23 protein-coding genes are annotated in these 24932 nt (G+C 64.0%); 7 read left to right on the top strand and 16 right to left on the bottom strand.

The window, feature by feature from the left end:
* Positions 1 to 6: 6 nt before the first annotated feature.
* From NKH52_RS00520 to NKH52_RS00510, 3 genes are read left to right on the top strand one after another with little or no spacing between them, the layout of a single operon-like run.
* Positions 7 to 273 carry a sarcosine oxidase subunit delta gene (locus NKH52_RS00520; protein WP_352732468.1) on the top strand — a complete coding sequence of 89 codons (267 nt, stop codon included), beginning with the start codon at positions 7 to 9 and terminating at the stop codon, positions 271 to 273.
* The gene (locus NKH52_RS00515; RefSeq protein WP_352732471.1) at positions 270 to 3155 is read left to right on the top strand and encodes a sarcosine oxidase subunit alpha family protein; all 2886 of its coding nucleotides are present in this window, start codon (positions 270 to 272) and stop codon (positions 3153 to 3155) included. Before NKH52_RS00520 ends, NKH52_RS00515 begins: the two co-directional genes overlap by 4 nt.
* The gene (locus tag NKH52_RS00510) at positions 3148 to 3687 is read left to right on the top strand and encodes a hypothetical protein (protein ID WP_352732474.1); all 540 of its coding nucleotides are present in this window, start codon (positions 3148 to 3150) and stop codon (positions 3685 to 3687) included. Before NKH52_RS00515 ends, NKH52_RS00510 begins: the two co-directional genes overlap by 8 nt.
* Positions 3688 to 3698: 11 nt before the next feature.
* On the opposite strand, the gene NKH52_RS00505 is transcribed toward NKH52_RS00510, so the two are convergent.
* The 15 genes from NKH52_RS00505 to NKH52_RS00435 form a co-directional block, all read right to left on the bottom strand.
* Complete coding sequence (locus tag NKH52_RS00505; protein WP_023811545.1) at positions 3699 to 4184, bottom strand: hypothetical protein; 486 nt, start codon at positions 4182 to 4184, stop codon at positions 3699 to 3701.
* A gap of 116 nt (positions 4185 to 4300) precedes the next feature.
* Positions 4301 to 4861: an FMN reductase gene (msuE, locus tag NKH52_RS00500; protein WP_352732477.1), complete on the bottom strand. Its 561-nt coding sequence runs from the start codon at positions 4859 to 4861 to the stop codon at positions 4301 to 4303.
* Between the two features lie 72 nt (positions 4862 to 4933).
* The gene (locus NKH52_RS00495) at positions 4934 to 6181 is read right to left on the bottom strand and encodes an SfnB family sulfur acquisition oxidoreductase (protein ID WP_352732480.1); all 1248 of its coding nucleotides are present in this window, start codon (positions 6179 to 6181) and stop codon (positions 4934 to 4936) included.
* 24 nt (positions 6182 to 6205) lie between these two features.
* Positions 6206 to 7012 (bottom strand): ABC transporter ATP-binding protein, encoded by an 807-nt coding sequence (locus NKH52_RS00490; protein ID WP_352732483.1) that lies wholly within the window; start codon positions 7010 to 7012, stop codon positions 6206 to 6208.
* Between the two features lie 79 nt (positions 7013 to 7091).
* The gene (locus tag NKH52_RS00485; RefSeq protein ID WP_352732486.1) at positions 7092 to 8429 is read right to left on the bottom strand and encodes an ABC transporter substrate-binding protein; all 1338 of its coding nucleotides are present in this window, start codon (positions 8427 to 8429) and stop codon (positions 7092 to 7094) included.
* 66 nt (positions 8430 to 8495) lie between these two features.
* Complete coding sequence (locus NKH52_RS00480) at positions 8496 to 9536, bottom strand: branched-chain amino acid ABC transporter permease (protein WP_352732489.1); 1041 nt, start codon at positions 9534 to 9536, stop codon at positions 8496 to 8498.
* 3 nt (positions 9537 to 9539) lie between these two features.
* A complete protein-coding gene (locus NKH52_RS00475) occupies positions 9540 to 10439 on the bottom strand; it encodes a branched-chain amino acid ABC transporter permease (protein WP_352439783.1) in 900 nt (299 codons plus the stop codon).
* Entirely contained in the window at positions 10436 to 11386 is a 951-nt protein-coding gene (locus NKH52_RS00470; protein ID WP_352732492.1) for an ABC transporter ATP-binding protein, read from the bottom strand. The genes NKH52_RS00475 and NKH52_RS00470 overlap by 4 nt, the downstream gene beginning before the upstream one ends.
* Before the next feature lie 114 nt (positions 11387 to 11500).
* Positions 11501 to 12604 carry a dimethylsulfone monooxygenase SfnG gene (sfnG, locus tag NKH52_RS00465; RefSeq protein WP_352732495.1) on the bottom strand — a complete coding sequence of 368 codons (1104 nt, stop codon included), beginning with the start codon at positions 12602 to 12604 and terminating at the stop codon, positions 11501 to 11503.
* 164 nt (positions 12605 to 12768) lie between these two features.
* Positions 12769 to 14229 carry an FAD/NAD(P)-binding protein gene (locus NKH52_RS00460; RefSeq protein WP_352732497.1) on the bottom strand — a complete coding sequence of 487 codons (1461 nt, stop codon included), beginning with the start codon at positions 14227 to 14229 and terminating at the stop codon, positions 12769 to 12771.
* A complete protein-coding gene (gene ssuD / locus NKH52_RS00455; RefSeq protein ID WP_352732500.1) occupies positions 14226 to 15398 on the bottom strand; it encodes an FMNH2-dependent alkanesulfonate monooxygenase in 1173 nt (390 codons plus the stop codon). Before ssuD ends, NKH52_RS00460 begins: the two co-directional genes overlap by 4 nt.
* Before the next feature lie 239 nt (positions 15399 to 15637).
* The gene (locus NKH52_RS00450) at positions 15638 to 16576 is read right to left on the bottom strand and encodes a sugar ABC transporter substrate-binding protein (protein WP_352732503.1); all 939 of its coding nucleotides are present in this window, start codon (positions 16574 to 16576) and stop codon (positions 15638 to 15640) included.
* A 14-nt stretch (positions 16577 to 16590) separates the two neighbouring features.
* Positions 16591 to 17586, bottom strand: coding sequence for an ABC transporter permease (locus NKH52_RS00445; protein WP_352732506.1), 996 nt, complete (start codon positions 17584 to 17586; stop codon positions 16591 to 16593).
* Entirely contained in the window at positions 17586 to 18584 is a 999-nt protein-coding gene (locus NKH52_RS00440) for an ABC transporter permease (protein WP_352732509.1), read from the bottom strand. The genes NKH52_RS00445 and NKH52_RS00440 overlap by 1 nt, the downstream gene beginning before the upstream one ends.
* Entirely contained in the window at positions 18581 to 20083 is a 1503-nt protein-coding gene (locus NKH52_RS00435) for a sugar ABC transporter ATP-binding protein (RefSeq protein ID WP_352732512.1), read from the bottom strand. Before NKH52_RS00435 ends, NKH52_RS00440 begins: the two co-directional genes overlap by 4 nt.
* Positions 20084 to 20420: 337 nt before the next feature.
* Here NKH52_RS00435 and NKH52_RS00430 point away from each other — a divergent pair, with 337 nt between their 5' ends.
* The 4 genes from NKH52_RS00430 (at position 20421) to NKH52_RS00415 (ending at position 24004) form a co-directional block, all read left to right on the top strand.
* Entirely contained in the window at positions 20421 to 21095 is a 675-nt protein-coding gene (locus tag NKH52_RS00430; RefSeq protein WP_128287601.1) for a GntR family transcriptional regulator, read from the top strand.
* 19 nt (positions 21096 to 21114) lie between these two features.
* Positions 21115 to 21444: an L-rhamnose mutarotase gene (locus NKH52_RS00425; protein WP_352732515.1), complete on the top strand. Its 330-nt coding sequence runs from the start codon at positions 21115 to 21117 to the stop codon at positions 21442 to 21444.
* A 233-nt stretch (positions 21445 to 21677) separates the two neighbouring features.
* On the top strand, positions 21678 to 23189 hold the full coding sequence (locus NKH52_RS00420) for a UxaA family hydrolase (protein WP_352732518.1): 1512 nt from the start codon (positions 21678 to 21680) through the stop codon (positions 23187 to 23189).
* A gap of 68 nt (positions 23190 to 23257) precedes the next feature.
* Entirely contained in the window at positions 23258 to 24004 is a 747-nt protein-coding gene (locus tag NKH52_RS00415) for an SDR family NAD(P)-dependent oxidoreductase (protein ID WP_352732520.1), read from the top strand.
* A gap of 14 nt (positions 24005 to 24018) precedes the next feature.
* Here NKH52_RS00415 and NKH52_RS00410 read toward each other — a convergent pair whose 3' ends face one another.
* Positions 24019 to 24924 carry a dihydrodipicolinate synthase family protein gene (locus tag NKH52_RS00410; protein WP_352732523.1) on the bottom strand — a complete coding sequence of 302 codons (906 nt, stop codon included), beginning with the start codon at positions 24922 to 24924 and terminating at the stop codon, positions 24019 to 24021.
* Positions 24925 to 24932 lie beyond the last annotated feature (8 nt).

The following is a 24932-nucleotide window of genomic DNA, read 5'->3' as shown; positions in this document are numbered from 1 at the left end:
GCAATCATGCAGTTGTTCCCTTGCCCATTTTGCGGCCCGCGTGACGAGACCGAATTCCACTATGGCGGCGATGCCGGCAACATCAGGCCTGACGGTGCCGACGTGCCGATCGATCGCTGGGCTGAGTACCTCTATCTGCGCGGCAATCCGAAAGGCACGGCGCGCGAGATCTGGGCCCACATGATTTGCGGCGAGTTCTTCGTCATGGAGCGGGACACCATCAGCCACAAGGTGCTGTCTTCGGCCGCTCTCGACGGGGAGCATGCCGCGTGACCGCCTCGCGTCTTGCCACCGGCGGCAGCGCTATCGACCGCTCCCGCCCGATCCGCTTCAGCTTCGACGGCGCCACCGTGCATGGCTTTGCCGGCGACACCATCGCCTCGGCGCTGCTGGCCGGCGACGTCGCGGTCGTCGGCCGCAGCTTCAAATATCACCGGCCGCGCGGCATCTGGGGTGCCGGCGTCGAGGAGCCGAACGCGCTGGTCGATCTCGGCGGCAGCGTGCCGGCGAAGCCCAACACGCGCGCCACGACCGAGCCGGCGCGCGACGGGCTGGTGGCGAAAAGCGTCAACGCCACGCCCAGCGCGCTGGCCGACCGCAACGCCTTTCTCGACCGTTTCGCACGCTTCATACCGGCGGCGTTCTACTACAAGACTTTCATGTGGCCGGACTGGCACAGGTTCGAGCCGCGCATCCGCGCTATGGCGGGATTGGGCACAGTCGAGGCCGACTGGATCTCGCCGGGCACGGCGGACCAGATAAACCATCATTGCGATGTGCTGGTTGTAGGCGCGGGACCGGCCGGGCTGGCGGCGGCAAGGCTGGCGTCTGGTGCTGGCCTGACCGTCACACTGGTGGACGACCAGCATAGCCCCGGCGGATCGCTCAGCCATCGTGCCGCGGAGATCGACGGCAAGCCGGCGGCCGTATGGGTCAAGGAGACGATTGCCGAGCTTGCCGCTGGCGGTCACCTCATCCTGCCTTCGACCACCGCCTTCGGCATTTACGACCACAATCTGGTCGGGCTGAACCAGCGTCATCTCGACGGCCGGCCGGATACGCTGTGGCGGGTCAGGCCGCGCCGGATCGTGCTGGCGACTGGTGCCATCGAGCGGCCGCTGCCCTTCGCCAACAACGACCTGCCGGGCATCCTATCGGCGGATGCGGCGCTCGCCTATCTCCGGCGCCACGCTGTGCTGGTCGGCCGCCGCATCGTCGTCGCCACCAACAATGACAGCGCCTATGAGGTGGCGGGGGCGCTTGCCGAGGCCGGCGCCGAAGTCAGGCTTGTCGACATCCGGCGCGACGGCACGCCTGCCGCGCCGGCCAATGTCCGGCTGGCCAAAGGGCGTTCTCTCATATCCGCCAGCGGCAGGCTGCGCGTCGACGGTGTAACGCTCGACGACGGCACGAGGTTCGATGCCGATTGCGTCCTGATCTCGGGCGGCTGGACGCCGACCATCCATCTCTTCGGCCAAGCCAAGGGCAAGCTCGCCTGGAGCGAGGCGCGCGCGGCCTTTCTGCCGGGCGATCCGGTCGATAACATCGCGGTGGCAGGTGCGGCTGCCGGCGCGGTTTCCTTGTCGGAGGTGTTTGCTGGCGCCAGCACCGCCGTTGCATCGCTCGGCCAGACGAAGGCTCCCCTACCGCGGAGCACCGGGCCGGAGGCAACGGACGGCATAGTCGCGGCATGGCCGATGCCGGGCTCGAAGGGACGCATCTGGATCGACTATCAAAACGACGTGACGGTGAAGGACGTCGAGTTGGCAGCGCGCGAAAACTTCGTCTCGGTCGAACATCTGAAGCGCTACACCACGCTCGGCATGGCGACCGACCAGGGCAAGACCTCCAACCTGCCCGGCCTGGCGCTGATGGCCGGCATCACCGGCCGCACCGTGCCGGAGGTCGGCACCACCACCTATCGTCCGCCATTCACCCCGGTGCCGCTGGCAAGCTTTGCCGGCGCGCGCGTCGGCGAATTGATGGCGCCGGTGCGGCGGCTGCCGCTGGAGACTATCCACCGCGCTAGCGGCGCTGTCTTCCAGGAATATGGCGGCTGGCTGCGCCCCGCCCACTATGGCGGCAACGCGGACGCGGAACGCTCTATCCAGGACGAGGCACGGCGCGCCCGCCAGTCGGTGGCAATGTTCGATGGTTCGACGCTCGGCAAGATCGAGGTGATCGGGCCGCAGGCGGCCGCATTCGTGGATTTTCTGTACTACAACACCATGTCGACGCTGAAGCCCGGCCGCTGCCGCTATGGCTTCATGCTGTCGGAGAACGGCGTGGTCTTCGACGACGGCGTTCTGGTGCGGCTGGACGAGCATCGCTTCGTCGTCTCGTGCTCGTCCTCGCATGTCGCTGCCGTTCACGCCCGGCTGGAGGAATGGCGCCAGGACCGTTTCGGGCGTAGCGCGGTCTATATTCACAACGCCACATCGGACATGGCAACGTTGACAGTTTCAGGACCGAACGCCCGAAAACTGCTCGAGGCGCTGGACCTCAGCCTTTCGCTCGACGACGCCGACCTGCCACATATGGCGGTCGGTCATGGAACCTATGCCGGCGACGAAGTCCGCATCGCCCGCGTCAGCTTCACCGGCGACCGGAGCTACGAAATTTCGATCCGGGCCGATCGCGCCGAGCCGTTATGGGCGCAACTGCGCCAGGCCGGCCAGGCGCTCGAGGCCGTTGTCATCGGACTCGAGGCGCTGATGATCCTGCGGGCAGAGAAAGGCTTTATCGTTATTGGCAAGGACACTGACGGCACCACGTTGCCGCATGATCTCGGCGTCGACGGTCCGCGCGCCAAGCGCCAAACTGAGTTCGTTGGCCGCCGCTCATTGTTCACCGAGGAGGCGTCGCGCGGCGACCGCGTGCAGCTTGTCGGGCTGGCGGTGCCGCAAGGCGAAGCGCCGCTGCCAACCGGCGCGCATGGCATCAGACGGATCGACGGCAGATTGCGCAGCCAGGGCTTTGTCACCTCGAGCTACCACAGCCCGACGCTTGGCCGACCGGTTGCGCTTGGCCTGATCGAGCGCGGCGCGGCCCGCCACGGCGAGGCGATCGACATCCAGCATCTCGGCAAGATCAGCAAGGCGACGATTACCGCACCTTGCGCCTTCGACCCGGCAGGAGACCGGCTGCATGCGTGATCTCGCGGAAAGATGGTCCGTTGCACCGGACTGGCAGGGCGCGGTTATCGCCACGCCGGGCCTTGCGATACGAGCAGCCCTCGGCCTCAACCAGTTGCTGGTCAGCGGCAACCTCGACGCGTGGGCACGGGCTTCCGGTATCGACGGAACTGGCGTGGGTGCTTTTGGTACCGCACAGGGCGACCGCTATGCGGCGCGGCTGGCGCGCGACCGGTTGCTCGTCGTGTCGAAGAGCCCGCTCCCCATCCCCACGGGCTGGCATGCAGACGGGTTCGCGGCGACGGCGATCAGCGCCGGGTTGCAAATATTCGAGGCCGAGGGCACGGCGCTCGATGCTTTCATCGCGCGTGGAACGACGCTCGATCAGAGCCAGCCAAGTGCCAGTGCAGCGCTTTCCTTTGCCGGCATCAGCGCCCTCGTCTATCGCCATGACGGCAAGCTGCGCATCCATGTCGATCGCGGTCTTGCCGCCTATCTCTGGACATGGATGGAAACGGCGGCTGGCAACATCGCCACCGGATCAGCCGCTTAGCCGGCGGCACGTCAGAGCGTGAACGACCAGAACAGGCAGGCCAGCGTCGCGGCGGCAAAGACCACGAAGAACAGGCTGCGCAGCAGCACGTTGCGGCGCAGCTCGTTCATGACGAAGTGACAACCTACGATCGCCGCCGCAAACAGGAACCGCCAGTTCAGCAATGCCCACACGGCGCTGCCCTGCCCGAACGCCCATCTGGCGACAAGACAGCCGACGATGGTCGCAAACAGTGCAATCACGGTCCAGAAGAGGGCATCGGCGGCATGGGTCAGGACGATGCCGGCCGCCCTGATCGGCAGGATCATCATCAGCATTGCGCTGAAGAAATAGACAGCGGCAATCGGGATGAACACGCCGGCGTCGGCGATGCCGTCAAGGCGCCTGACGCCGATGGCACCATAGGGATAGCCGTGCCTGGCGACAGCCAGGCTCAACGCCATGAGCAAGGCGGTCAGCACGGCGACCAGTGCGAAGGATGTGAGGGCTTTGCTCATGACGTTCCTGTCCCAGACGAATCAGACAGGAACGTTTTTAGCGGGCAGTCGTAAATTGCGTAAGCGAGATCAATCATTACGCGAATTTCGATTGCGGCGTAATCCGCCGACGGCGTCTATTCGGCGGCGATCCTGCCTGCCGAGCGGTTGGCCAGCACGAAGCCGACCTCGTCGACCGCCTGCGCGGCACGCTTAAGGATCGCCTCCGAGCGCAGCACGCCGTCGGTGAAATCCTTGTCGGTGGCGTAGACGGCGGTGGGCAGCGCAAAGGCCTCGAAGAAGCCGAACAGCGGCCGCAGCTGATGTTCGACGATCAAGGCGTGGCGCTCGCCACCGCCGGTCGCCGTCAACACGATGGGCTTCCCCCGCAGCGCTGCCGGATCGATCAAGTCGAAGAAGTGCTTGAACAGGCCGGTATAGCTGCCCTTGTAGGTCGGCGAGCCGACGACGAGCACGTCGGCAGCGAGGACTTCGTCCAGGATCGCCCGGGCCTGGCTATCGAGGTCGCGGGCCCATCTTGCCGTGCCGAGCGACGGGCCGAGATCCTCGATATCATAAGTGGTCGCCGACAGGCTGTGGCTGGCGGCGATGTCCCTGGTGACCAGATCGACGAAGGCGCGCGTCTTTGACGGCCGGGTGATGTTGCCGGAAAAGCCGACGACTGTTGGATTTGACATGGCAGTGAACCTCTTGGGGTATAGTGGCCGAAAAATTTTGCTGTGGCGAGCCTCTCGCCCGCCGGTGAGAAATCAGCTCCAGGCGTGCAGCGGCGGGTTTTCGCCGTTGAGGAAATATTTGCCGAGGATCGAATATTTCCAGCGCACCGGATCGTGCAGCGTGTGCGTGCGCGCGTTGCGCCAATGCCGGTCGAGATTGTGTTCGGCCAGAGTCGAGCGGGTTCCCGCAAGTTCGAACAGCTTGTTGGTGGCGGCAATGGCGATCTCGGTCGACAGGATTTTTGCCTCGGCGGTGACGATCTGGGCGTGCGCCACCGTGTCGGCGGTCGGCTCGATCACCGCCCGGTCGATTGCCAGGCCGGCCTTTTCCAGCAGCGCCTGCGCCGCGTGCAGGCGCAGCGTCAGGTCGCCGATGGCCTGGATGGTGTAGGGATCGTCCCAGGCATTGTCGACGCCGCTGTCGATCCAGGCTCGGCTCCTGGTCCTGACGAAATTGACCGTCTCGTCGATCGCTGCCTGGGCGATGCCGGTGTCGACCGCCACCTGGATGATCTGGAAGATGGCGCCGTCGGCGGTTGGCCTGTCAAAACCCTTGTAGCCGGGCACCAGATGCGTCTTCGGCACCTTGACGTTGTCGATGATGACGGTGCCGGACAGCGTCGTGCGCTGGCCGAAGCTCGACCAATCGTCGATGACGGTCAGGCCGGGCGCGCCACGGTCGGCGATCGCATACCAGGCACGGCCTTGGTCATCGAGCGCCACGATCGGCACCAGATGAGCGAGCAGCGCGCCGGACGAATAGAATTTGCGGCCATTGACGACGACATGGTCGCCGGCATCGGTGAAGCGGGTTTCGAAATCGGCGGCGCGTTTGGAGCCGAACTCGGAAAAGGCGTTGCCGAACCGCGTGCCTTTCAACGCTTCGGCAAACAGCAGCTTCTGCTGGTCCGCGTCGGACACGGTGCGGATGGCGGCGACGACGCCGAGATGGTTCTGGGCAATCTGGCCGATCGAGGAATCCGCCGCCGAGATGATCTCGATCACCTTCGCCAGCGTCGCATAGGACAATTCCGGCCCGCCGAATGCCTTGGGCACGTTGATCGACCACAGGCCGCTTTGCGAAAAGGCATCGAGTTCGGCAACCGGCCAGATCCGCTCGCGGTCGCGCCTTGAGGAGTCCTTGACGAATTCGGCGGCGAGCGCGTGGGCGATAGCAATCGCCTCGGCGGCGTCCTTGATGATGTGCGCTGGCGCGGTCGGTCTTGCGACTGCCGGCACGGCGGCGGAAGCCTGGTCGGTCTTGACGGTCGAAACGGTCATTTCACTGCTCCTTGGGATTTCATTTCAGGCAACGGCATGGAGATGGGCTGGTTTGACGGCGGGCGAATGCTGTTGCCCGGCGGTCGATTGACCGAGGTAGAAGGCCCTGATGTCCTCGCGCTGGCGAAGCTCGGCGGGCGCACCAGTGAGAACGGAGACGCCGTTTTCGAGCACAGTGGCGTGGTCGGCATAACGGAGCGCCACCGCCGAATTCTGCTCGGCAACCAGGATCGACAGGCCGGTCTCGCGGTTCAGCTTTCTGAGCGTCTGGAAGATGTCCTGGACGATGAGCGGGGCGAGACCCATCGACGGTTCGTCGAGGACCAGCAGGCGCGGCCGCGACATCAGCGCCCGGCCGATGGCGGTCATCTGCTGTTCGCCGCCAGAAGTCAGGCCGGACGATGTCCGGCGCTTTTCCCTGAGCCTCGGGAAATAGCCGTAGATCCGCTCGAGATCTTCGTTGATCTCGGCGCGGCGGCCACTGCGGCCAATGCCGCCGGCAACCAGATTTTCCTCGACGGTGAGGCTCTTGAAGCAATGCCGGCCTTCCAGCACCTGGACCAGGCCGGCGCGCACGAGATCGCCCGGCTTGCGGCGCGAGACATCCGAGCCTTCATAGCGGATGATACCTGCATTGACCTGGCCGCGCTCGGCCGGCAGCAAATTGGAGACGGCCTTGAGCGTCGTGGTCTTGCCGGCGCCATTGGCGCCAAGCAATGCCAGGATCTGGCCGCGCCGAAGTTCGAAGCTGACGCCGTGCAGCGCCGTGATGGCGTGGTTGTAGGTGGCATGAACCGTATCCACGGCAAGAATGACGTCATCGTTCGGCATAGGCTGTTCTTTCGCGGTTCGAAAACCGAACAGGTCGGGCGCCACGGAGACTTGGTCGGCGACGCCCGGCACTGACTGATCAGTTGGTGGTCACAGCATTGGCATCGTCGGCGGTGCGCAGTTTGATGCCCTTCTCGGCGGCGTAGGCCTCGGCGGACTTCTCGATGATCGGCCGCAGCAGCGCCCAGTCCGGCGCGATCCAGTCGGAGACGACGTTCCACTTCTTGCCGTCCCACTGCTGGAAGGTCACGTAGCCCTCGCCTTCGTGATTGTCCCAGCTGACATTGATCGAGTGGAACAGGTCCTTGGCGCCAAGCGCCTCGACCTTGGCCGGATCAAGCTTGAGGTGTTCGAAGCCCCAGCGGACCTCGTCGCCGGTCAGCGTGCGGTGGCCGAACTTCTCCTGCGCGACGCGGATCGCCTCGACATTGAGGATGCCGTTGACGATGCCGAGATTGTGGTAGACCGAGCCGATACGCGCCTTGTCTTCGAGGTTACCCTTGCCGGCGCCGTAGACCGTCTTCACGATCTCCTGAACCACCGGGTAGGAGTTGCCGGAAGCCTGGGTGGTGATGGCGGTGTAACCCTTGGCGGCGTCGCCGGCCGGGATGACATCCTCTTCCGAGTTCGACCAGACATTGCCGACGATGTGATCGACGGGAAAGCCGACCTTGACCGCCGTTTTCAACGCCACGGGGTTCATCACGCCCCACCCGCGCAGGACGACGAAGTCCGGCTTGGCGCGGCGGATCGTCAGCCACTGCGACTGCTGCTCGTTACCGGGATGCGGCACCTCGATCTGCTGCACGGTGAAGCCGTATTTCTGCGCCAGCAATTCATAGATCGGGATGGTTTCCTTGCCGTAAGGCGAGCCGTGATAGAGCACGACGATCTTCTTGCCCTTCAGTCTGTCGATGCCGCCTTCCTTGGAGGCGATGTAGTTCACGATGCCTGATGTCTCGCTGTAGGGATTGAGCAGCAGCGGGAAGACGTAGGGGAAAACGCGTCCATCTGTGGAATCGGTGCGGCCGTGATTGACGGTGATCAGCGGCACCTTGTCGGCGGTGATGCGGTCGATCATGGCGTAGGCGATGCCGACCGAGAGCGGGTTCCAGGCGGCGGCACCGGCATGGCTCTTCTGCCGCTCGTAGCATTCGACGCCGCGCTCGACCTCGTACTGGGTCTCGCATTCGTCCCAGGTCAGCTTGACGCCGTTGACACCGCCGTCGCGGATGTTGATCAGGTTGAGATAGTCGATGAACCCGCCGAAGAAGCCGGTGCCGCCGGCCGCATAAGGCCCGACGCGATAGCTCTGCAGCGGGAAATATTGTTCGTCGGCGTGCGCGGCGGGCAAGGCCACCGACGCGATCATCGCCGCGGACAGCGCCGCTGCCTTGATTGTGTTCAGGAAATTCATGGTTGAGGTACTCCCGGTATGGGCCGTCTTGGGTTCGGCCTCTGGTTCATTTTCGGATGCGTCAGCTCAAGTCGACTGCCAGGCGGACAGGAGCCGTCTTCGGACCCTGTCCCACAGCGCCACCAGCCCGTCGGGTTCAAGGATCAGAAACAGGATGATGAGCGCGCCCAGCACGATGCGCTGGCTCATGTCGAGCACGCCCGAATCGAAGAGATCGCCAAGCAGGAAGCCGCCGAGGCGTGAAAGAGCGAGCGGGAAGACCACGATGAGGGCGGCGCCGAAAAACGCGCCGCGGATCGAAGCCAGGCCACCGATGATGATGATGAACAGTATCTGGAACGACCGGTCGAGGTCGAAGCCATCCGGCTCGACGGTCCTGAGATAGGCGAAGGCCCAGATGACGCCTGCGACGCCGATGATGAAGGACGAGATGGCGAAGGCCAGCAGCTTGGTCTTGAGCACCGGGATGCCGATGATGCGGGCGGCGGTTTCATTGTCGCGGATGGCGATGAAGTTGCGCCCGGTCTGCGACGAGACCAGCCGATGGGCGAGGAAGGTCAGCACGGTGACGATGGTCAGCGCGAAGAGATAGCGGCCGATGGCGCCGTCGAGCGCGAAACCTGAAATCGATAGTCTCGGCGCGTCGATGACGCCTGACGCCGAGTTGTTGGAGAACCAGCTGAACTTGGTCAGCGCCCATTGCACGAAGAACTGCGCGGCAAGCGTCGAGACCGCGAGATAAAAACCCTTCAGACGCAGGCTCGGCAGGCCAAAGACGATGCCGATCGCGGCGGCGACGATGCCGGCCAGGAAGATGCTGCCGATCAGCGGCAGGCCCTCGACGCGCAGGTTGAAATTGTAGGCGGCGAAGGCGCCCGCCGCCATGAAGGCAGCACTGCCCAGCGAGACCTGGCCGGCATAGCCGGTCAGGATGTTCAAGCCCACGCCGGCGAGGCTGAGCGCCAGGAAAGGCAGCAAGATGGCTTCGAACAGATAGCTCGAGCCGATCAGCGGCACGACACCATAGGCGAAGGCGAGCAGCAGCACGGGCGAGGCCCACTTCGGCAGCACCGGCGCGACGACGAAATCGCTTGATATCGCGGTCATCGCTCAGATCCTCTCGACGAGCTTCTGGCCGAACAGGCCGGAAGGACGGATCAGCAGGAAGACCAGCGCGACGACATAGGCGAACCAGCTCTCTATGCCGCCGCCGAAATAGTCGCCGATATAGACCTCGGCGAGCTTCTCGCTGGCGCCGATCAGCAACCCGCCGACGATGGCACCGAGGATGGAATCGAAGCCGCCGAGCACCAGCACCGGCAGCGCCTTGAGCACCACCAGCGACAGCGAGAACTGCACACCGAGGCGCGCACCCCAGAGCAGTCCCGCCACCAGTGCGACAAGACCGGCAGCAGCCCAGACGGTGGCCCAGATCAGCGGCAGCCTGAGACCGACCGCGAGGGCCGCGAACTGATCGTCGGCGACGGCGCGAAAGGAGAGGCCGATGCGGGTGTAGCGGAAAAACAGCGACAGCAAGAGGACCATGCCGGCGGCAACCACTGCGGCAAAAATGTCGAACTGGCTGATCAGCACGCCGCCGATTTCCAGCGGCACGTCCTCGATGCCGAGATCGAGGCCGTGGACCTGCGTGCCCCAGATCAGCTGGGCGGCGCCCTCGATGATGTAGGACAGGCCGAGCGTCGCCATGAACAGTGTGATCGGCGGCTTGTTGGTCAGCGGCCGCAGCACCGTGCGCTCGATGGCGACACCCATGGCGACCATGATGGCGAAAGTGATCACCAGCGCCAGCGCGAACGGGATGCCGCGCTCGATAAGGCTGACGAAGGTGAGTGCCGCGAACAACAGCATCGCGCCTTGCGCGAAATTGAGCACGCCCGAGGTCTTGTAGATCAGCACGAAGCCGATCGCGACCAGCGAATACATGACGCCGGAGAGCAGGCCGCCGACGAGCACTTCGATGAAGAACTGGTAGTCGAAATCGGCGATCATATGCTTGCCCTTCCTTCATTGCGGGAGAGGGCCTCATTATCCGAGGCGACGCCAAGGTAGGCATCGATGACGCACTGGTCATTCCTGACCTCGTCGGGCGTGGCGTCGGCGATCTTGCGGCCGTAGTCGAGAACGGCGATGCGATCGGACAGCCCCATGACGACGCCGACATCGTGCTCGATCAACACCACGGTGGTGGCGAAACGATCGCGCGCGGCACGGACGAAAGCCGCCATCTCGCTCTTTTCGCTCGCTGTCATGCCGGCCATCGGCTCGTCGAGCAAAAGCAGGCGCGGCTCGGCCACCAGCGCGCGGGCCAGTTCGACACGCTTCTGCAGTCCGTAAGGCAAGGTGCCGACAAGACGGTCGCGAATGGCGGTGAGGTCGAGAAATTCGAGGATCTGTTCCGCGCGGCTGCGTGTTTCGCGCTGCTCGCCGCGCGAGCGGCCGATGCCGAGCACCTGGCCGGCAAAGTTGGAGCGAACCTTGTAGGCGAGGCCGGAAGCGACATTGTCGAGGACGCTGAGACCCTTGAACAGTGCAAGGTTCTGGAAGGTTCTGGCGACACCGAGGTGAGCCAGCTGCTGCGTCGGCACCTGGGCATAGAAGGTGCCGTCGAGCCGGACGTGGCCGCGATCCGGCCGATAGACGCCGCTGATGACGTTGATCAGCGAGCTTTTGCCGGCGCCGTTCGGGCCGATGATGGCGCGAATTTCGCCTGGGTGAACCGACAGGTCGATATCGGCCAGTGCGACGACGCCGCCGAACGACAGGCCGATGCCCTGGAGCGAAAGCAGCGGAGCGGCGACACCAGTAACGGAGCCGATCGCCTCGCTGCCGGCTTCGGACTGCTGCTCCCGCGGGCTTGACGGCAGGCCGCGCGCAAAGACTTCCGGCGCATAGACCGAAGCGTCCATCACTCCGAGCGTATAACTGGGCAACGGCATTCCAATCGTCCTTGATTAGGCGCGCAAAACCTCATTGCCGCTCGACGGGTCGAGCGCGCCGGCAACCTTCATGCGTGTACTGGCCGGACCGTGGCGGGCCAGGCTGCGGGATGGCTACTCCGCCGCCAGCGACGCCGCCGCCTCGACGTTTTCCAGTTCGCGGACCAGCGGGATGACATGCTTGCCGAAATACTCGACCTCTTCCTGGAAGTGCAGGAAGCCGAGCAGGATGAGATCCGCACCCGCGCGCTTCAGGTCGACGATGCGTTGAGCGACCTGCCTGGGGGTGCCGATCAGGTTCGAGCGGAAGCCGTCATTGTACTGGACCAGATCGTCGAAGGAGGATTTCGCCCAATTGCCCTCGCCTTCCGGCGAAGCCTTGCCGGCATTTTTCACCTCATGGCCAAAGGCGTTGACCGCCTCGGGGTTGGCCTTGGCAATGATTTCGGCGAGCACCGCCCTGGCCTCGTCCTCTGTCTCGCGGACGACCGCGAAGGCGTTGACGCCAACCTTGACGGAATGGTTGTTGGCCTTCGCCTTGGCCCTGAGGTCGTCGACCTGCTTGGCGATCTCGGCCGGGGTGTTGCCGTTGGTGAAGTACCAGTCCGAGACGCGCGATGCCATGTCGCGCGCGGCGCGCGACGAGCCGCCCTGGAAAATTTCGGGCAGCGGCTGCGGCGGTTTCGGCTTCAGCGAATATTCGTTGAAGCGGTAGAAATCGCCACGGAAGGTGAAGCTGTCCTCGGTCCATATTCCGCGCAGCGCACGAATGAATTCCTCCGAGCGGCGATAGCGCTCGTCATGGTCGAGCCAATGCTCGCCGATGGCATGGAACTCGCCACGGAACCAGCCGGAGACGAGGTTGATCGCGACGCGGCCATTGGTGAGATAGCTGATGGTGGCGATCTGCTTGGCCGCCAGCGCCGGGTTCCACGGTCCGGGCAGGATCGCCGCGATGACCTTGAGCGTTGTGGTCGCCGCCAGCAGATCATGGCTGAACGCCACCGATTCATGCTGCTCGTCGGCGCCGTAGCCGGCGGTGAAACGTATCTGGCTGAGCGCGTAATCGAAGCCGGACTTCTCGGCGATCTGCGCCAGCTTGCGGTTGTACTCGGCCGAATGGTTGGTGCGCTGCTCGATGTTGGAGATCACCAGGCCGCCCGAAACATTCGGCACCCAGTAGGCAAACTTGATCGCGTCGGTCTCTGCGTGTGCCATGAACTGTCTCCCATTCAGGCCATTTCGTTGATCGATCCGACCGCAGCCGGTTTCGTCGATATTTATTATGTTTATAGAATCTATATACAAAGAAGGATTTTCCGTTTTTGAGGCCCTCTTGGGACGGAAATACCAATTTTGCTCGGCCAGCCCGTTTGCTGGTGTCAGCTCATGACCGGACCCTGCGCGGCACTGGCGCCGATAGCCTCGGCTGACGGCAGCGTTCCCAGCAGCTTGGCAATTTCAACCGCGACCGCCTGGCCATGGCGGGCGACTTCCGGCAGACCCATGAGCTCGCCGAAAGTGCCTCGCGCCAGCGGGCCGGCGACCAGGAGTGTCGCGACCGCCTCACCGTCCCGGCCGATCGCGCGGCTGTCGCGACCTGTCTCGATGCCAAGCCCATATTGGTCCGTCCTGATGAAGCCGGCTTCAGCCAGCGAGCTCAGCGCCGGGTTCAGCTGCAGCGCCTGCCCATGAGCCGGACCGGTGGTGTTGATGACGGCAGCGAAGCGCGCCGCCTCGATCCGGGTCTGCCCGCGCCGTTGAAAGCTGACAGCCAGGCTGCCGTCCTCATCGTTCGACGCGACAAGCCTGGCGGCAATGGTGTCGACTGTACCGGCGGCATGGCGCCGGTCGAGCACGGCGGCGACCTGCGGGGCGATCCTGAAACGATGCACGTCCCAGAACACGCGCAGCTGGCGGACCAGCCTTGCCCGCTCCGGCGGGGCAAGTGCGGCCCACAGCACCGGCCCCTGCAGGCGCAACTGGTCAAAGACCGACTGCCAGTTGACATTGGCCGCTCTTGCCGCTGCCAGCGTCGCGCGAATGGTCCTGAGCAGGCCGAGCGCCGTCGTCGCCGGCGCGGATGCAAAATCGCCAAAAGGCTCGCCCCTGACATCGGGGTGTCCGCGCGAGCGTAAGCCGCGGCGCGACAGCGTGAGGATGCGACCACGATGGCCACGACGGTCAAGTTCGGCGACCATGTCGGCCGAGGTCAGCCCGGAGCCGACGATCAGCACCGAGGCGTCCGGCCCGATCCCGGCAAGCGCCGCAGCTGCGTATGGGTCGGCGATGAAACCCGGCGCTTCCGTCAGGTGGATCAACGCGGCTGGAATTGCAGGCTGCGGATGCGTTGCTGCTAGAACGACGATGTCGGAGGCGACCGGTCCGGCAGAGGTGTGCACGGTCCAGCCCGCGCCACTGGCATCGCGTGTCACGCGTGTGGCGGAACCTTCAACATGATGGACAAGGCCGGAATTGAGATGCGGCGCCAGATGCTCGGCAACATAGCGACCGAACACGCGCCGGCGCGGAAAAGCGTCGCCGTTCATCCAGATCGCATCCGGGTCGTGTTCGAGTTCTCCGCTGCCAGTCAACCAGCGTGCAAAATGCTGCGGGTCGTCGGGAGCCATGCTCATCCTGACCGCGGGAACATTGACCCGATGAGAGGGTTCCTCGCTGGAATAGGCAAGGCCACCGCCAATCAAGGGTCGCGGCTCGATCACGGAAATGGAAATGCGCTCCGGTCGAGGCATTTGCGCCAGGTGCCACGCCACCGCCGCACCGGAAAAGCCGCCGCCAATGATGGCGACGCGCAACCGCGAGGACGCAGGAAGCAAGTTCACGAGGCGCTGGCGAGCGACTTCGGCCGGTGGTCGCCGGCGATGGTTTCGCCGAACGGACCGGTGTTTACGGACGAGCCGGCTGCCTTGACCGGATGGTCGGTCGGCAGTTTCGGCAGCACCAGCTCGCCGAAGCGATAGGCTTCTTCGAGATGTGGATAGCCGGAAAGGATGAAGGTATCGATGCCGAGGCGCCGGTACTCGTCGATGCGCTCGGCGATCGTGTCGGGATCGCCGACAAGTGCGGTACCTGCGCCGCCGCGCACCAGGCCGACGCCGGCCCAGAGGTTGGGGGCGATCTCGAGCTTGGCGCGATTGCCGCCATGCAATGCGCTCATCCGCGCCTGGCCGACCGAATCCATGCGGGCAAAGACCTTCTGCGCCGAGGCGATCGTCGCGTCGTCGAGCCGGCTGATCAGCCTGTCGGCAGCGGCCCAGGCCTCCTCGGTGGTTTCGCGGGCGATGACATGCAGCCTAATGCCGAAGGAGAGCTTGCGGCCAGCCTTCTGCGCCAGTTCACGCATGCCGTCCAGCTTGCGCTCTACATCGGCTGGCAGCTCTCCCCAGGTCAAATATTTGTCGATCTCCTGCGCCGCCACCACGGACCCAGCGTCGGACGAGCCGCCGAAATAGAGCGGGGGGTAGGGCGTCTGCACCGGCGGAAACAGCAGCCTTCCATCCTCGATGCGGAAATGCTTGCCCTCATGCTCGACCGTCTCGCCGCTCAGCACCCGCTTGTAGATCCGAAGGAATTCCTGCGTCACCTCGTAACGTTCGGCATGCGACAGGAAAATGCCGTCGCCCTTGTTCTCCAGCGGATCGCCGCCGGTGACGACGTTGATCAGCAGGCGGCCATTGGAGATGCGATCCAGCGTCGCAGTCATGCGCGCGGCCAGCGTCGGCGACTGCAAACCGGGCCGCACGGCGACAAGGAAACGCAAGCGTTCGGTCATCGGTACGAGGGCCGATGCGATCACCCAGGAATCCTCGCAAGAGCGGCCGGTCGGCAACAGCACGCCATAGTAGCCGAGCGTGTCGGCCGCCTTCGCCACTTGCGTCAGATACGGCAGATCGACCGATCTGCCGCCCTCGGCCGTGCCGAGGTAGCGGCTGTCGCCATGCGTCGGCAGAAACCAGAGCACCTTGATGCGGTCTGGCACGTCCCGGCTCATGACCTGTCTCCCGCTGCCTGGCGGAGGCGACTGGATATGTCTGCTTTGGGCGAGGGCGAGCGTAAGAGAGTGGGCATGGCGTGGTCCTGTCCGGGTGGAAACCAGATCGCCAGTGCAGATTGCTTATTCCACAAACTCTGTAGAGTTAGTTTATTCCAATTCTGTCGCCGCTATTAGAATTTCTCTCTCTGGCAAGGAAAGGGAGCCGGCCCGAATACACCGGGCCGGCCCCCTTCGTATCAGAACGCGGGTTCGACCGCGTTGACGTTGTCCTTGGTGACGACGGTCAGCGGGATGGGCAGCCGGTCCTTGACCTCCTTGCCGTCGATGATTTCGGCCATCGTGTTGATCGCCAGGCGGCCATCCTCGACGGGCGACTGGACGATGGTCGAGTACATCTCACTGGTGCGGATCGATTCGAACGCGTCTTTCTGGCCGTTGATGCCGACGATCGGCGGTGCGGCCTTGGAGGGGTTCGCCTCCTTCCATGCGTCGATGAAGCCGCGGGCCATCGTGTCGTCATTGGCGTAGACACCGCTGATCTGGTCGCCGAAGCGTGTGATCAGATCGCGGCTGACCACCAGCGCCTTTTGCTGGTCGAAGTCGGCGTTGACCGTGTCGAGCACCTTGATGTCGGCATTGGTTTCCTTGAGACGGTCGGTGAAGCCGCTGACACGTCCGATCGTGGTGCCGTTGCCGGCCTGGCCGGCGATGATGACGACGGAGCCCTTGCCGCCGAGCGCCTTGCTCAGCGAGTCCGCCGCCAGCTTGCCTTCCTCGTAGACGTCAGGCCCGGTGAACGACTTGATGAACGGCTTGGCATCGTCGCTCATCGGCGAATTGATGAGGATCGCCGGAATGTTCGCCTGCTGCGCGCGCGCCAGTCCCGGTATGTAGGCCTGCGGGTCGAGCGGCCACAGGATGATGCCGTCGACCTTGCGCGCAACGCAGGTGTTGAGCTGCTCGGTGCCTTTCTGGACATCAAAATCCTGGCTGAGGCTCAGGATCTCGATGCCGAGTTCAGCGGCGCGCGCCTGAAGCGCCTTGTTGGCCGGCGTTGCGTAGGCATGCGAATCCGCCGCCGTTACGTAGCAGACCGTCTTGGCGCTGGCCCAGCCCGTCGATGCCAGCACAGCCGCCATGGCGGCGACGTGAAGCATGCTTTTCTTGCCAATCATGTGTTTCCTCCCAATCATGTGGTTCCTCCTTGAGTGATTGGATTGTCGCGAACGAGCGCCGGGCGCGTGCCCGGAGCCCTCCCCTTGGTGGTAACGGCCCGATCGAGCACGACGAGCAGGATCAGGATAAGCCCGGACACGACCTGCTGGACGTATGCGGGAACGGACTGGAACTCCATGGCGATGGTCAGCGAGCCGATTGTCAGCACGCCGCCGAGCGTGCCGAGCGCGGATCCCCTGCCGCCTTCGAGACGAGTTCCGCCGACAACGACCGCGGCAATGACGGCGACCGTCAATTCCGAGCCGAAGACGGGCGAGCCGGTGTTGGTGACGAGGCTCTGGAGAACCCCCGCCAGGCCGGCAAGCGTGCCGGCAAAGACAAAGCCGAGAAAGACGATACGGTCCGAGGCGATACCGCTTTCCTTGGCAGCCGCCGGGTTGGATCCCACCGCAAAGACGTTACGCCCAGGTATGGTGCGCGTCAGCCAGAAATGCAGCAGCACGATCAGGGCGATGAACAGCGCGCTGCGGAGGGTGAAGACATCGAGATATATCTTGGCCAGCGCCAGGGAAAGCATGATGTCGGTTCCGGTCACCGGCTGGCTGTTGGTGATCCAGTGCGCGAGCGAGCGGAAGATGAGCATCGTCGCGAGCGTCAGCACGAGCGAATTCACCTTCAGGCCGACGACCAGCATGCCGTTGACGGCGCCTGCCAGGGTACCGACCAGGATGCCGACGATCGCGGCAGAGAGGATGCCGATCTCTCGCTGCAGGATGACCGATACGATGCCGGCCAGGGCAAACACCGCGCCACCGGAGAGGTCGATCTGGCCCGATATCAAAAGCACCGTCAGGCCGATCGCGATCAGGCCGATTGTCGCCGCCCGGTCGAGGCCGAGGCCGAGGGTCGATGCCGAGAGGTAGCCGGGGACCACCAGCGCGGAAATGACGAGCGTCAGACCGAGAATGACGATGACGCGATACTGCGAGACAAGCGAAAGAAAACGCATCACGACACGCCCCGCTTGCTCAGCGCCGCATCCATGCCGACGGCGCCGACGATCAGGATGCCGAGCACGAAACCCTGGATCGGCGTGCGCACACCGTCGAGCACCATGACGTTGGTCAGCAGTTGCACGAAGATGAGGCCGGCGATGGCCCGTGGCACCGATCCGAAGCCGCCGACGATCGACACGCCGCCGACCACCACCGCCGTGATGGCACTGAATTCGTAGCCGCCGCCGATGAGCGGCCGCGCGCTCTGCAGCGTCAGCCCGAGCAGGCCGCCGCTGATGCCGGAAGCGAGTGCTGTGATCACGAAGGCGCCAGCCTTCACGGCCTGCACCGGAACCGCACTTGCCTCGGCGGCGCTGTAATTGCCGCCGGTGGCAAGCGTCCATCTGCCCCAGAAGGAGCGGGACAGGACGAAATGGCCGACAAGAGCAATGACCAGGAAGATCAGCACCACGACCGGAATGCCGAACAGCCGGCCCTTGGCGAATTCGGCGGAGGCGGGATTGCTGCCATAGACGATGACCCCGCCGACAGCCGCCTGGACGATGCCCAGTCCGATCGTGCCAATGCCGAGCGTGGCAATGATTGGATTGATGCCGACATATCCGACCAGGACCCCATTGAGCAGGCCTATGAGGCCCGCGAGACCAACCGCCAGCACGAAGGCCGGCAGCGGCCCGATCATCGGCTGTAGCCCGAGCGACAGGATGGCGCCGCAGGCGATGGTGGCCGGCACCGACAGGTCGGCCAGGCCGCCGACCACGAGCACGAAGGTCATGCCGACGACGACGATGCCGACGATGGACATCGAGGTCAGGACGTTGAGCAAATTGCCTGATGTGAAGAAGGCGGGGCTGACGAAGGAGCCGTAGAGCATCACGGCGAGGATAGCGAAGGCCAGCCCCGCCTTCGACAGGACATCGACAAGCCTGCTGCCACGCGTAAAGCGGTCGTTGCGGTTCACGCCGCCGATCTCCGTGGCAGCTTCGGTCACGCCGTCTCCTCCCCCGTGGCTAGCGCCATGATGCGCTCCTCGCTCAATTCGCTGCGCAGGAGAGGCTCGGAGGCATAGCCATCGCGCATCACCACCACGCGGTCGCAGACGCCGAGGATTTCGGGCAGCTCCGACGAGATCATCACGACCGCCATGCCGCCGGCGACGAGTTGGCCGATGATGTGGTGGATCTCGGCCTTGGCGCCGACGTCGACGCCCCGCGTCGGCTCGTCGAGGATCAAGGCCGAAGGTTTGGCGGCAAGCCATTTGGCGATGACCGCCTTCTGCTGGTTACCGCCCGACAGAAGGCTGATGCGCCGTTCGCCGTCGGGCGGTGAAATCGAAAACTGCTTGACCGAGTCCGCGGCAAGCGAGTGATCGGCGCTGCGGCTGATGCGACCGAAACGGCTCAGGCGGCGCAGTATGGGCAGGCTGATGTTTTCCCGGATCGACATTCCAGGCACGACGCCGTCGCCCTTGCGATCTTCCGGAACATAGGCAATGCCTGCCCTGACCGCCTGGGATGGCGAGTTGATCGAGACCTCGCGTCCGTTGACGCTGACCGAGCCCTCGACAAGCCGCGACAGGCCGAAGATTGCGCGGGCGACCTCGGTGCGGCCAGCGCCCACCAGCCCCGTCAAGCCCAGTATCTCGCCGGCGCGTACATCGAAGCTGACATTGCGGAAGCGCGTGCCGTCGCTGATGCGTTCGACGCGCAGCACCGACTTGCCGATCTCGGCCGGGCTTTTCGGGAAGACATTGCTGACTTCGCGACCGACCATCAGCCTGATCATGTGAGCGGCATTTATGCCTTCGATCGGACGCGTCTCGATCATTGAGCCGTCGCGCAGCACAGTCACCTCGTCGGCGATTTCGAGCACCTCCTTCAGTCGGTGGCTGATGTAGATGATGGCGATGCCGTCATCGCGCATCTTGCGCAGGATCCGGAAAAACGCCGCCGTCTCATGCTCGCTGAGGCTGGATGTCGGTTCGTCCAGGACGATGATCCTGGGCTGCGCCGCGTAGGCCTTGGCGATCTCGACGAGCTGCTGCTGGCTGATCGACAGGTTGCCGAGCCGTTCACGCGGGTTGATGGCCGCTCCGAGCTCATCGAGGACGGCGGCTGCAGCCCGGATCATCTCGCCCTTGCGCAGAAAGGTCCACTTGCCCGGCATGCGGCCGAGATAGACGTTTTCGGCGACGCTCAGGTCGGGGACCAGATTGATTTCCTGATGCACCATGCGGATGCCCAGCGCCTGGGCGTCCGCCGGCCGGCGCATGCGCACTTCGGCGCCGCCGACCCTGATTGTGCCGCTGGTGGGTGCGTAGGACCCGTTGAGCACTTTCATGAGCGTCGATTTGCCGGCGCCGTTCTCACCCACGACCGCATGAACGGTACCGAATTTCACGGCGAAATTGACGTTGGACAGAGCCTTCACGCCCGGGAACGTCTTGCTGATGCCTCGCATGTCCAAGGCGCAATCGGCGGCGACAGTCATATCTGGCTAGGTTCCTCCTGGCGGCTGGCCGATCGTCCTCGGTATCGGCCATTGATATGTTAGTATAATAGTTTCTTCAAGGCAGCTCGACCCCTCTTCGAACTGGCTTGAACGTCCGGGCTTTTGAACACGCGACTCAGTCCAGGCTCTCGGTTGCGGATTGAATTTCTCACCGCGGATGAGGACTATTGCACTAATATAACAGTTCTGGCAAGCTGGATTCCGGCGGTCGTTATGGACATCGTGTCACCGACACCCGACGCTTCCATTGGATGCGTTCCAATTGACATTCTAGTACTATCTAGCCATTTCTGGTGAACGAAGACACGGATTTGCAATGGACCTGGATCCTTCGACGCTCAATCGGGCTCTTCCGCTCCGCGATCAGATCTACCACAAGATCCGCAACCTGATCGTCGTCGGGCAGCTGAAGCCGGGAGAGGTCATCAATGAAGTCGCCATCGCGGAGGCCCTGGGGGTGTCTCGCACCCCCGTTCGCGAAGCGGTCAAGCGCATCAGCGACGAGGGCCTGGTCAAGATCCTGGCGCAGACCGGCACCTATGTCGCTCCGATCAGCCGGGCCGACCTGGAAGAAGCCTATGTCATCCGGCGGGCCCTGGAGATGGAAAGCGCCCGACGCGCGGCCGCCAAGTTCACAGCGGCAGCCAGCGAATTGCTGGAAGACAACATGGCGGCGCACCGGCTTGCCATATCCCGCGGCAGATATGCCACCGCGATACAACTCGACGACGTCTTCCACCGCACCATAGCCGAGATCTGCGGCCTGCCGATGATCTGGAGAGCCGTCGACATCTCGAAGGCACAGATGGATCGCGGACGCTATCTCGCCATCCCAAGGCCGGGTTATGGCGAACAGACGATCGAGCAGCACGAGGCCATTTTCGACGCGCTGAAGCGCCACGACGCCGAGGGGGCGGCAAGGGCCATGGAACATCATCTCGAGACGTCGTTCCGCAACACGCTCGAAGTCGCCGCCGACCTTCTCGACTGAAACACCGCGAGCAACCGGCATGCAAAGAATGGGGCTTTGTATCGGCGTGAAAGCCGAGGCGATCGCGGACTACAAGCGCGTCCACGCCGCCGTCTGGCCCGAGGTGCTGGACGTCATCAGTCGCGCCGACATCCGCAACTATTCGATCTTCCTGCGCGAACCGGAGAACCTTCTGTTCGCCTCCTGGGAGTATCACGGCACCGACTTCGCTAGGGATGCGGCGCGGATGAGCGAGTCGCCGGCCATGCGCAAATGGTGGGAACTGTGCGACCCCATGCAGACGCCGCTGCCGACGCGCGCCGACGGCGAATGGTGGGCGGCCATGGAAGAGGTCTTCCATCTCGATTGACCGTGTCCCGGGCGTACGGCGGTCCGTTGTTTCATCCAGCCGTTTGCCGCCCTCAAACTGCGCCGCAAGGCGCACTCATTGCACGCTCACCTAACCGATCCGCCACTACGCCCCTGCAGTCCAAGCCTTTCGCAACCGCACCTTGACCGCTGACATTCTGTTATATTAGTATTCTGAATCACTTTTGCCTCTCGACGCTCCTTGTCGGGGAGGCCTTTTTCAGAGTTTGGGTCATGGCACGGTTCATCAAGCTGTCGGATATCGACAACATTCTTCTGGCGGTCGATCCGTTGAAGATCGGCGAAAAAGTCGGGGACGTGGCGGCCAGGGCACGCATACCGCGCGGGCACAAAATGGCCTTCCGCGACATCGGCTCGGACGAGCCGATCGTGAAATACGGCCAGACCATTGGTTTTGCACGGGAACCCATCGTCGCCGGCGACTGGGTTCACGAGCACAATGTGTATCTGCGCAATTTCGAACGCGACTACGTCTTCGGCACCAATACCAGGCAAACCGAGATCGTTGCCGAGGCCGAGCGCGCTACTTTCATGGGTTACCGCCGGCCGAGCGGCAAGGTGGGCACGCGCAACTTCATTGCCGTCCTGACCTCGGTGAACTGCTCTGCCAGCGTCGCCCGGTTCATCACCGACGAGGTCAACCGGTCTGGCATCCTGCGCGACTATCCCAATGTCGACGGCATCATCGCACTCGTCCACGGCACTGGCTGCGGCATCGACACCAAGGGCCCCGCTTACGACCTGTTGAAACGGACGCAATGGGGCTTTGCCACCAACCCCAATGTCGGCGGCGTGCTGATGGTCGGACTCGGCTGCGAAGCGTTCCAGATCCCGCGCTGGATGCAGTCGTACAACATCGAGGAGAGCACGATTTTCCGCACGATGACCATCCAGGAAACCGGCGGCACGCGAAAGACGGTCGAGGCCGGGGTTCAGGCGATCGTCGACATGCTGCCAACGGTGAACGCCGCCGAAAGGACGCCGCAGCCGGCCTCCGAACTGGTGCTTGCACTGCAATGCGGCGGCTCGGACGGCTATTCCGGCATCAGCGCCAATCCGGCGCTCGGCGCGGCGGTGGACCTGCTTGTCGGGCAAGGCGGCACGGCCGTGCTCTCGGAGACGCCCGAGATCTATGGCGCCGAACATCTCCTCGCCTTGCGCGCCGAGAGCCGCGCGGTGGGTGAAAAGCTGATCGAGCGCATCCGCTGGTGGGAGGATTATACCGCCAGGCACGACATGGAGATGAACAACAACCCTTCGCCCGGCAACAAGGTGGGTGGGCTGACGACCATCCTGGAGAAATCGCTCGGCGCCTCCGCCAAGGGCGGCACCACCAATCTGCGCGCGGTGCTGGAATATGCCGAGCCGATCAACGAGCGCGGCCTCGTCTTCATGGATACGCCTGGCTACGATCCGGTCTCGGCCACCGGGCAGGTCGCCGGCGGCGCCAACATATTGTGCTTCACCACCGGCCGTGGTTCGGCCTTCGGCTGCAAGCCGACGCCCTCGATCAAGCTCGCCTCCAACAGCTTCATCTTCGAGCAGATGCGCGAGGACATGGACATCAATTGCGGAGACATACTGGACGGCGTCTCGCTGGCCGAGAAGGGCGAGGAGATCTTCGCCGAGATCCTGCGCGTCGCTTCCGGCGGGCGCACCAGGTCGGAAGCGCTCGGCTATGGCGACAACGAGTTCGTGCCATGGAGCCTTGGCGCGACCATGTAGCGATATCGCCCGCCTGCATAGGCCGGCCTTTATCCCGGAAGTAGCTCAAACGGAAAGAACCGCTCGACATGAACAGGATCGATCTTGACGGCCAGCACGCTGTGGTCACCGGCGGCGCCCAAGGCCTCGGCTTCGCGATGGCCAGACGTTTCGTCGCCTCCGGCGCGACGGTAACCTTGTGGGATCTCGATGAGGCTCGCCTCGAAACCGCCAAGAAGGAACTCGGCAACGCCGCCACGACAGAGATCGTGGACGTCGCCGATTGGGCGTCGGTGGACGCGGCGCGCGCCAGGACCGAAGATCTGGCCGGCAAGATTTCCATTCTGGTCAATTCCGCCGGAATTGCCGGTCCGGCCGCCCCGCTCGACGTCTACGACATCGAGACGTGGAAGAAGGTCATCGACGTCAACGTAAACGGTACGTTCTACGTCAATCGCGCCGTGGTTCCCGGCATGAAGGAGCGCAATTACGGGCGGATCGTCAACATCGCTTCGGTCGCCGGCAAGGAGGGCAACCCCAACGCCTCCGCCTATTCAGCCTCGAAGGCGGCGGTCATCGGCTTGACCAAGTCGCTCGGCAAAGAACTGGCGCAGTACGACATCGCCGTGAACTGCATCTCGCCGGCCACGGCACAGACGCGCATCCTCGAACAGCTGACGCCGGAGCATATCGAATATATGCGCTCGCGCATTCCGCGCGGCCGCCTGCTGGAGGTTGACGAAGCCGCGGCGATGGTCGCCTGGCTCGTTTCCAAGGAGAACAGTTTTACAACCGCCTCCACGTTCGACCTGTCGGGTGGGCGGACGACCTATTGAAAGGCAGTTGCCGTTCAGCCAGGCAACCGGCCGAGACCAACCGCAAAGCGCTCCACCATCGCAAGGCCAGGCTCGCTTGGCCGCATCGCCGGAGCCCGATCGTGTATCGGGATGCCGGCGCGGGCGCCGAACAGCCGCTTGCCATAGCAGATCAGGTTTTCGATGCCTTGCATGACGAAGACCGCTGCCGGCAGCATTTTTGCATACTCGATCTCGGCCGTTGCTTCGTCTCTGCCCCGGAACGCATTGTAGGCGCGCACAGCGAGATCGATGCAGTCGGGCGCCAGGATCATGCCACGGCAACCGATGCGGAAATTGTCGATCAGTTCCAGACCGCCGCGTCCGTTGAAAACCGGTATCCGGCCTTCGGTGCGCTCGATCAGCCCGGCGATGTCGGTGACCGGGCCTTCGCCCTTGATCAGCCGGACGTTGGGATGAAGCGTGACGAGTTCGCGGATTTCGTCCGATGACAGGCCGCGCCCGAAAAAGGCCGGCGCGTTCTGGATCGCCACCGGCAGGTCGGTTGCCTCGGCGACGCGGCCGAAGAAGCTGATGTATTCCGGCGCACCATAGTATCCGACAGGCGGCGGCTGCAGGATCACCCAATCCGCTCCGACGCTTTCGGCGTGGCGAAGCTGTGCCACCTGCTCAGCCACCGAAGCGCCGAAGATGGTGAAGGCGAGCGGCACTTTTCCGGCGGTGTCTTCCGCCGTCCAGTCCATGATCGCCCGGCGCTCGGCCTCAGTCAGCTTGGCGACTTCTGTTGCCAGACCGAGCGCCGCCATGCCGTCCACGCCGCTCGCCAGGCAAATCTCGACCTGCCTGCGCATCGCTGCGCGGTCGAGTTTTTCGTCGCTGTCGAACAGCGCGTAGAGAATGGCGTGAATGCCGTGGAAATCGTCAGGCTGGAAATTGGGCATGCAGGTCG

Source organism: Mesorhizobium sp. M1066 (assembly GCF_040318635.1).
Lineage (GTDB): Bacteria > Pseudomonadota > Alphaproteobacteria > Rhizobiales > Rhizobiaceae > Mesorhizobium.
Note: the sequence above shows the minus strand (reverse complement) of the source record. Positions and strands in the feature narration are given on the sequence as shown.

What these genes read in the sequence shown, in the direction of transcription:
- NKH52_RS00520 (WP_352732468.1), top strand. Translation starts at nt 7, where the DNA reads ATGCAGTTGTTCCCTTGCCCATTTTGCGGCCCGCGTGACGAGACCGAA.
- NKH52_RS00510 (WP_352732474.1), top strand. Translation starts at nt 3,148, where the DNA reads ATGCGTGATCTCGCGGAAAGATGGTCCGTTGCACCGGACTGGCAGGGC.
- NKH52_RS00505 (WP_023811545.1), bottom strand. Translation starts at nt 4,184, where the DNA reads ATGAGCAAAGCCCTCACATCCTTCGCACTGGTCGCCGTGCTGACCGCC.
- msuE (WP_352732477.1), bottom strand. Translation starts at nt 4,861, where the DNA reads ATGTCAAATCCAACAGTCGTCGGCTTTTCCGGCAACATCACCCGGCCG.
- NKH52_RS00495 (WP_352732480.1), bottom strand. Translation starts at nt 6,181, where the DNA reads ATGACCGTTTCGACCGTCAAGACCGACCAGGCTTCCGCCGCCGTGCCG.
- NKH52_RS00490 (WP_352732483.1), bottom strand. Translation starts at nt 7,012, where the DNA reads ATGCCGAACGATGACGTCATTCTTGCCGTGGATACGGTTCATGCCACC.
- NKH52_RS00485 (WP_352732486.1), bottom strand. Translation starts at nt 8,429, where the DNA reads ATGAATTTCCTGAACACAATCAAGGCAGCGGCGCTGTCCGCGGCGATG.
- NKH52_RS00480 (WP_352732489.1), bottom strand. Translation starts at nt 9,536, where the DNA reads ATGACCGCGATATCAAGCGATTTCGTCGTCGCGCCGGTGCTGCCGAAG.
- NKH52_RS00475 (WP_352439783.1), bottom strand. Translation starts at nt 10,439, where the DNA reads ATGATCGCCGATTTCGACTACCAGTTCTTCATCGAAGTGCTCGTCGGC.
- NKH52_RS00470 (WP_352732492.1), bottom strand. Translation starts at nt 11,386, where the DNA reads ATGCCGTTGCCCAGTTATACGCTCGGAGTGATGGACGCTTCGGTCTAT.
- sfnG (WP_352732495.1), bottom strand. Translation starts at nt 12,604, where the DNA reads ATGGCACACGCAGAGACCGACGCGATCAAGTTTGCCTACTGGGTGCCG.
- ssuD (WP_352732500.1), bottom strand. Translation starts at nt 15,398, where the DNA reads ATGAGCCGGGACGTGCCAGACCGCATCAAGGTGCTCTGGTTTCTGCCG.
- NKH52_RS00450 (WP_352732503.1), bottom strand. Translation starts at nt 16,576, where the DNA reads ATGATTGGCAAGAAAAGCATGCTTCACGTCGCCGCCATGGCGGCTGTG.
- NKH52_RS00445 (WP_352732506.1), bottom strand. Translation starts at nt 17,586, where the DNA reads ATGCGTTTTCTTTCGCTTGTCTCGCAGTATCGCGTCATCGTCATTCTC.
- NKH52_RS00435 (WP_352732512.1), bottom strand. Translation starts at nt 20,083, where the DNA reads ATGACTGTCGCCGCCGATTGCGCCTTGGACATGCGAGGCATCAGCAAG.
- NKH52_RS00430 (WP_128287601.1), top strand. Translation starts at nt 20,421, where the DNA reads ATGGACCTGGATCCTTCGACGCTCAATCGGGCTCTTCCGCTCCGCGAT.
- NKH52_RS00425 (WP_352732515.1), top strand. Translation starts at nt 21,115, where the DNA reads ATGCAAAGAATGGGGCTTTGTATCGGCGTGAAAGCCGAGGCGATCGCG.
- NKH52_RS00420 (WP_352732518.1), top strand. Translation starts at nt 21,678, where the DNA reads ATGGCACGGTTCATCAAGCTGTCGGATATCGACAACATTCTTCTGGCG.
- NKH52_RS00415 (WP_352732520.1), top strand. Translation starts at nt 23,258, where the DNA reads ATGAACAGGATCGATCTTGACGGCCAGCACGCTGTGGTCACCGGCGGC.
- NKH52_RS00410 (WP_352732523.1), bottom strand. Translation starts at nt 24,924, where the DNA reads ATGCCCAATTTCCAGCCTGACGATTTCCACGGCATTCACGCCATTCTC.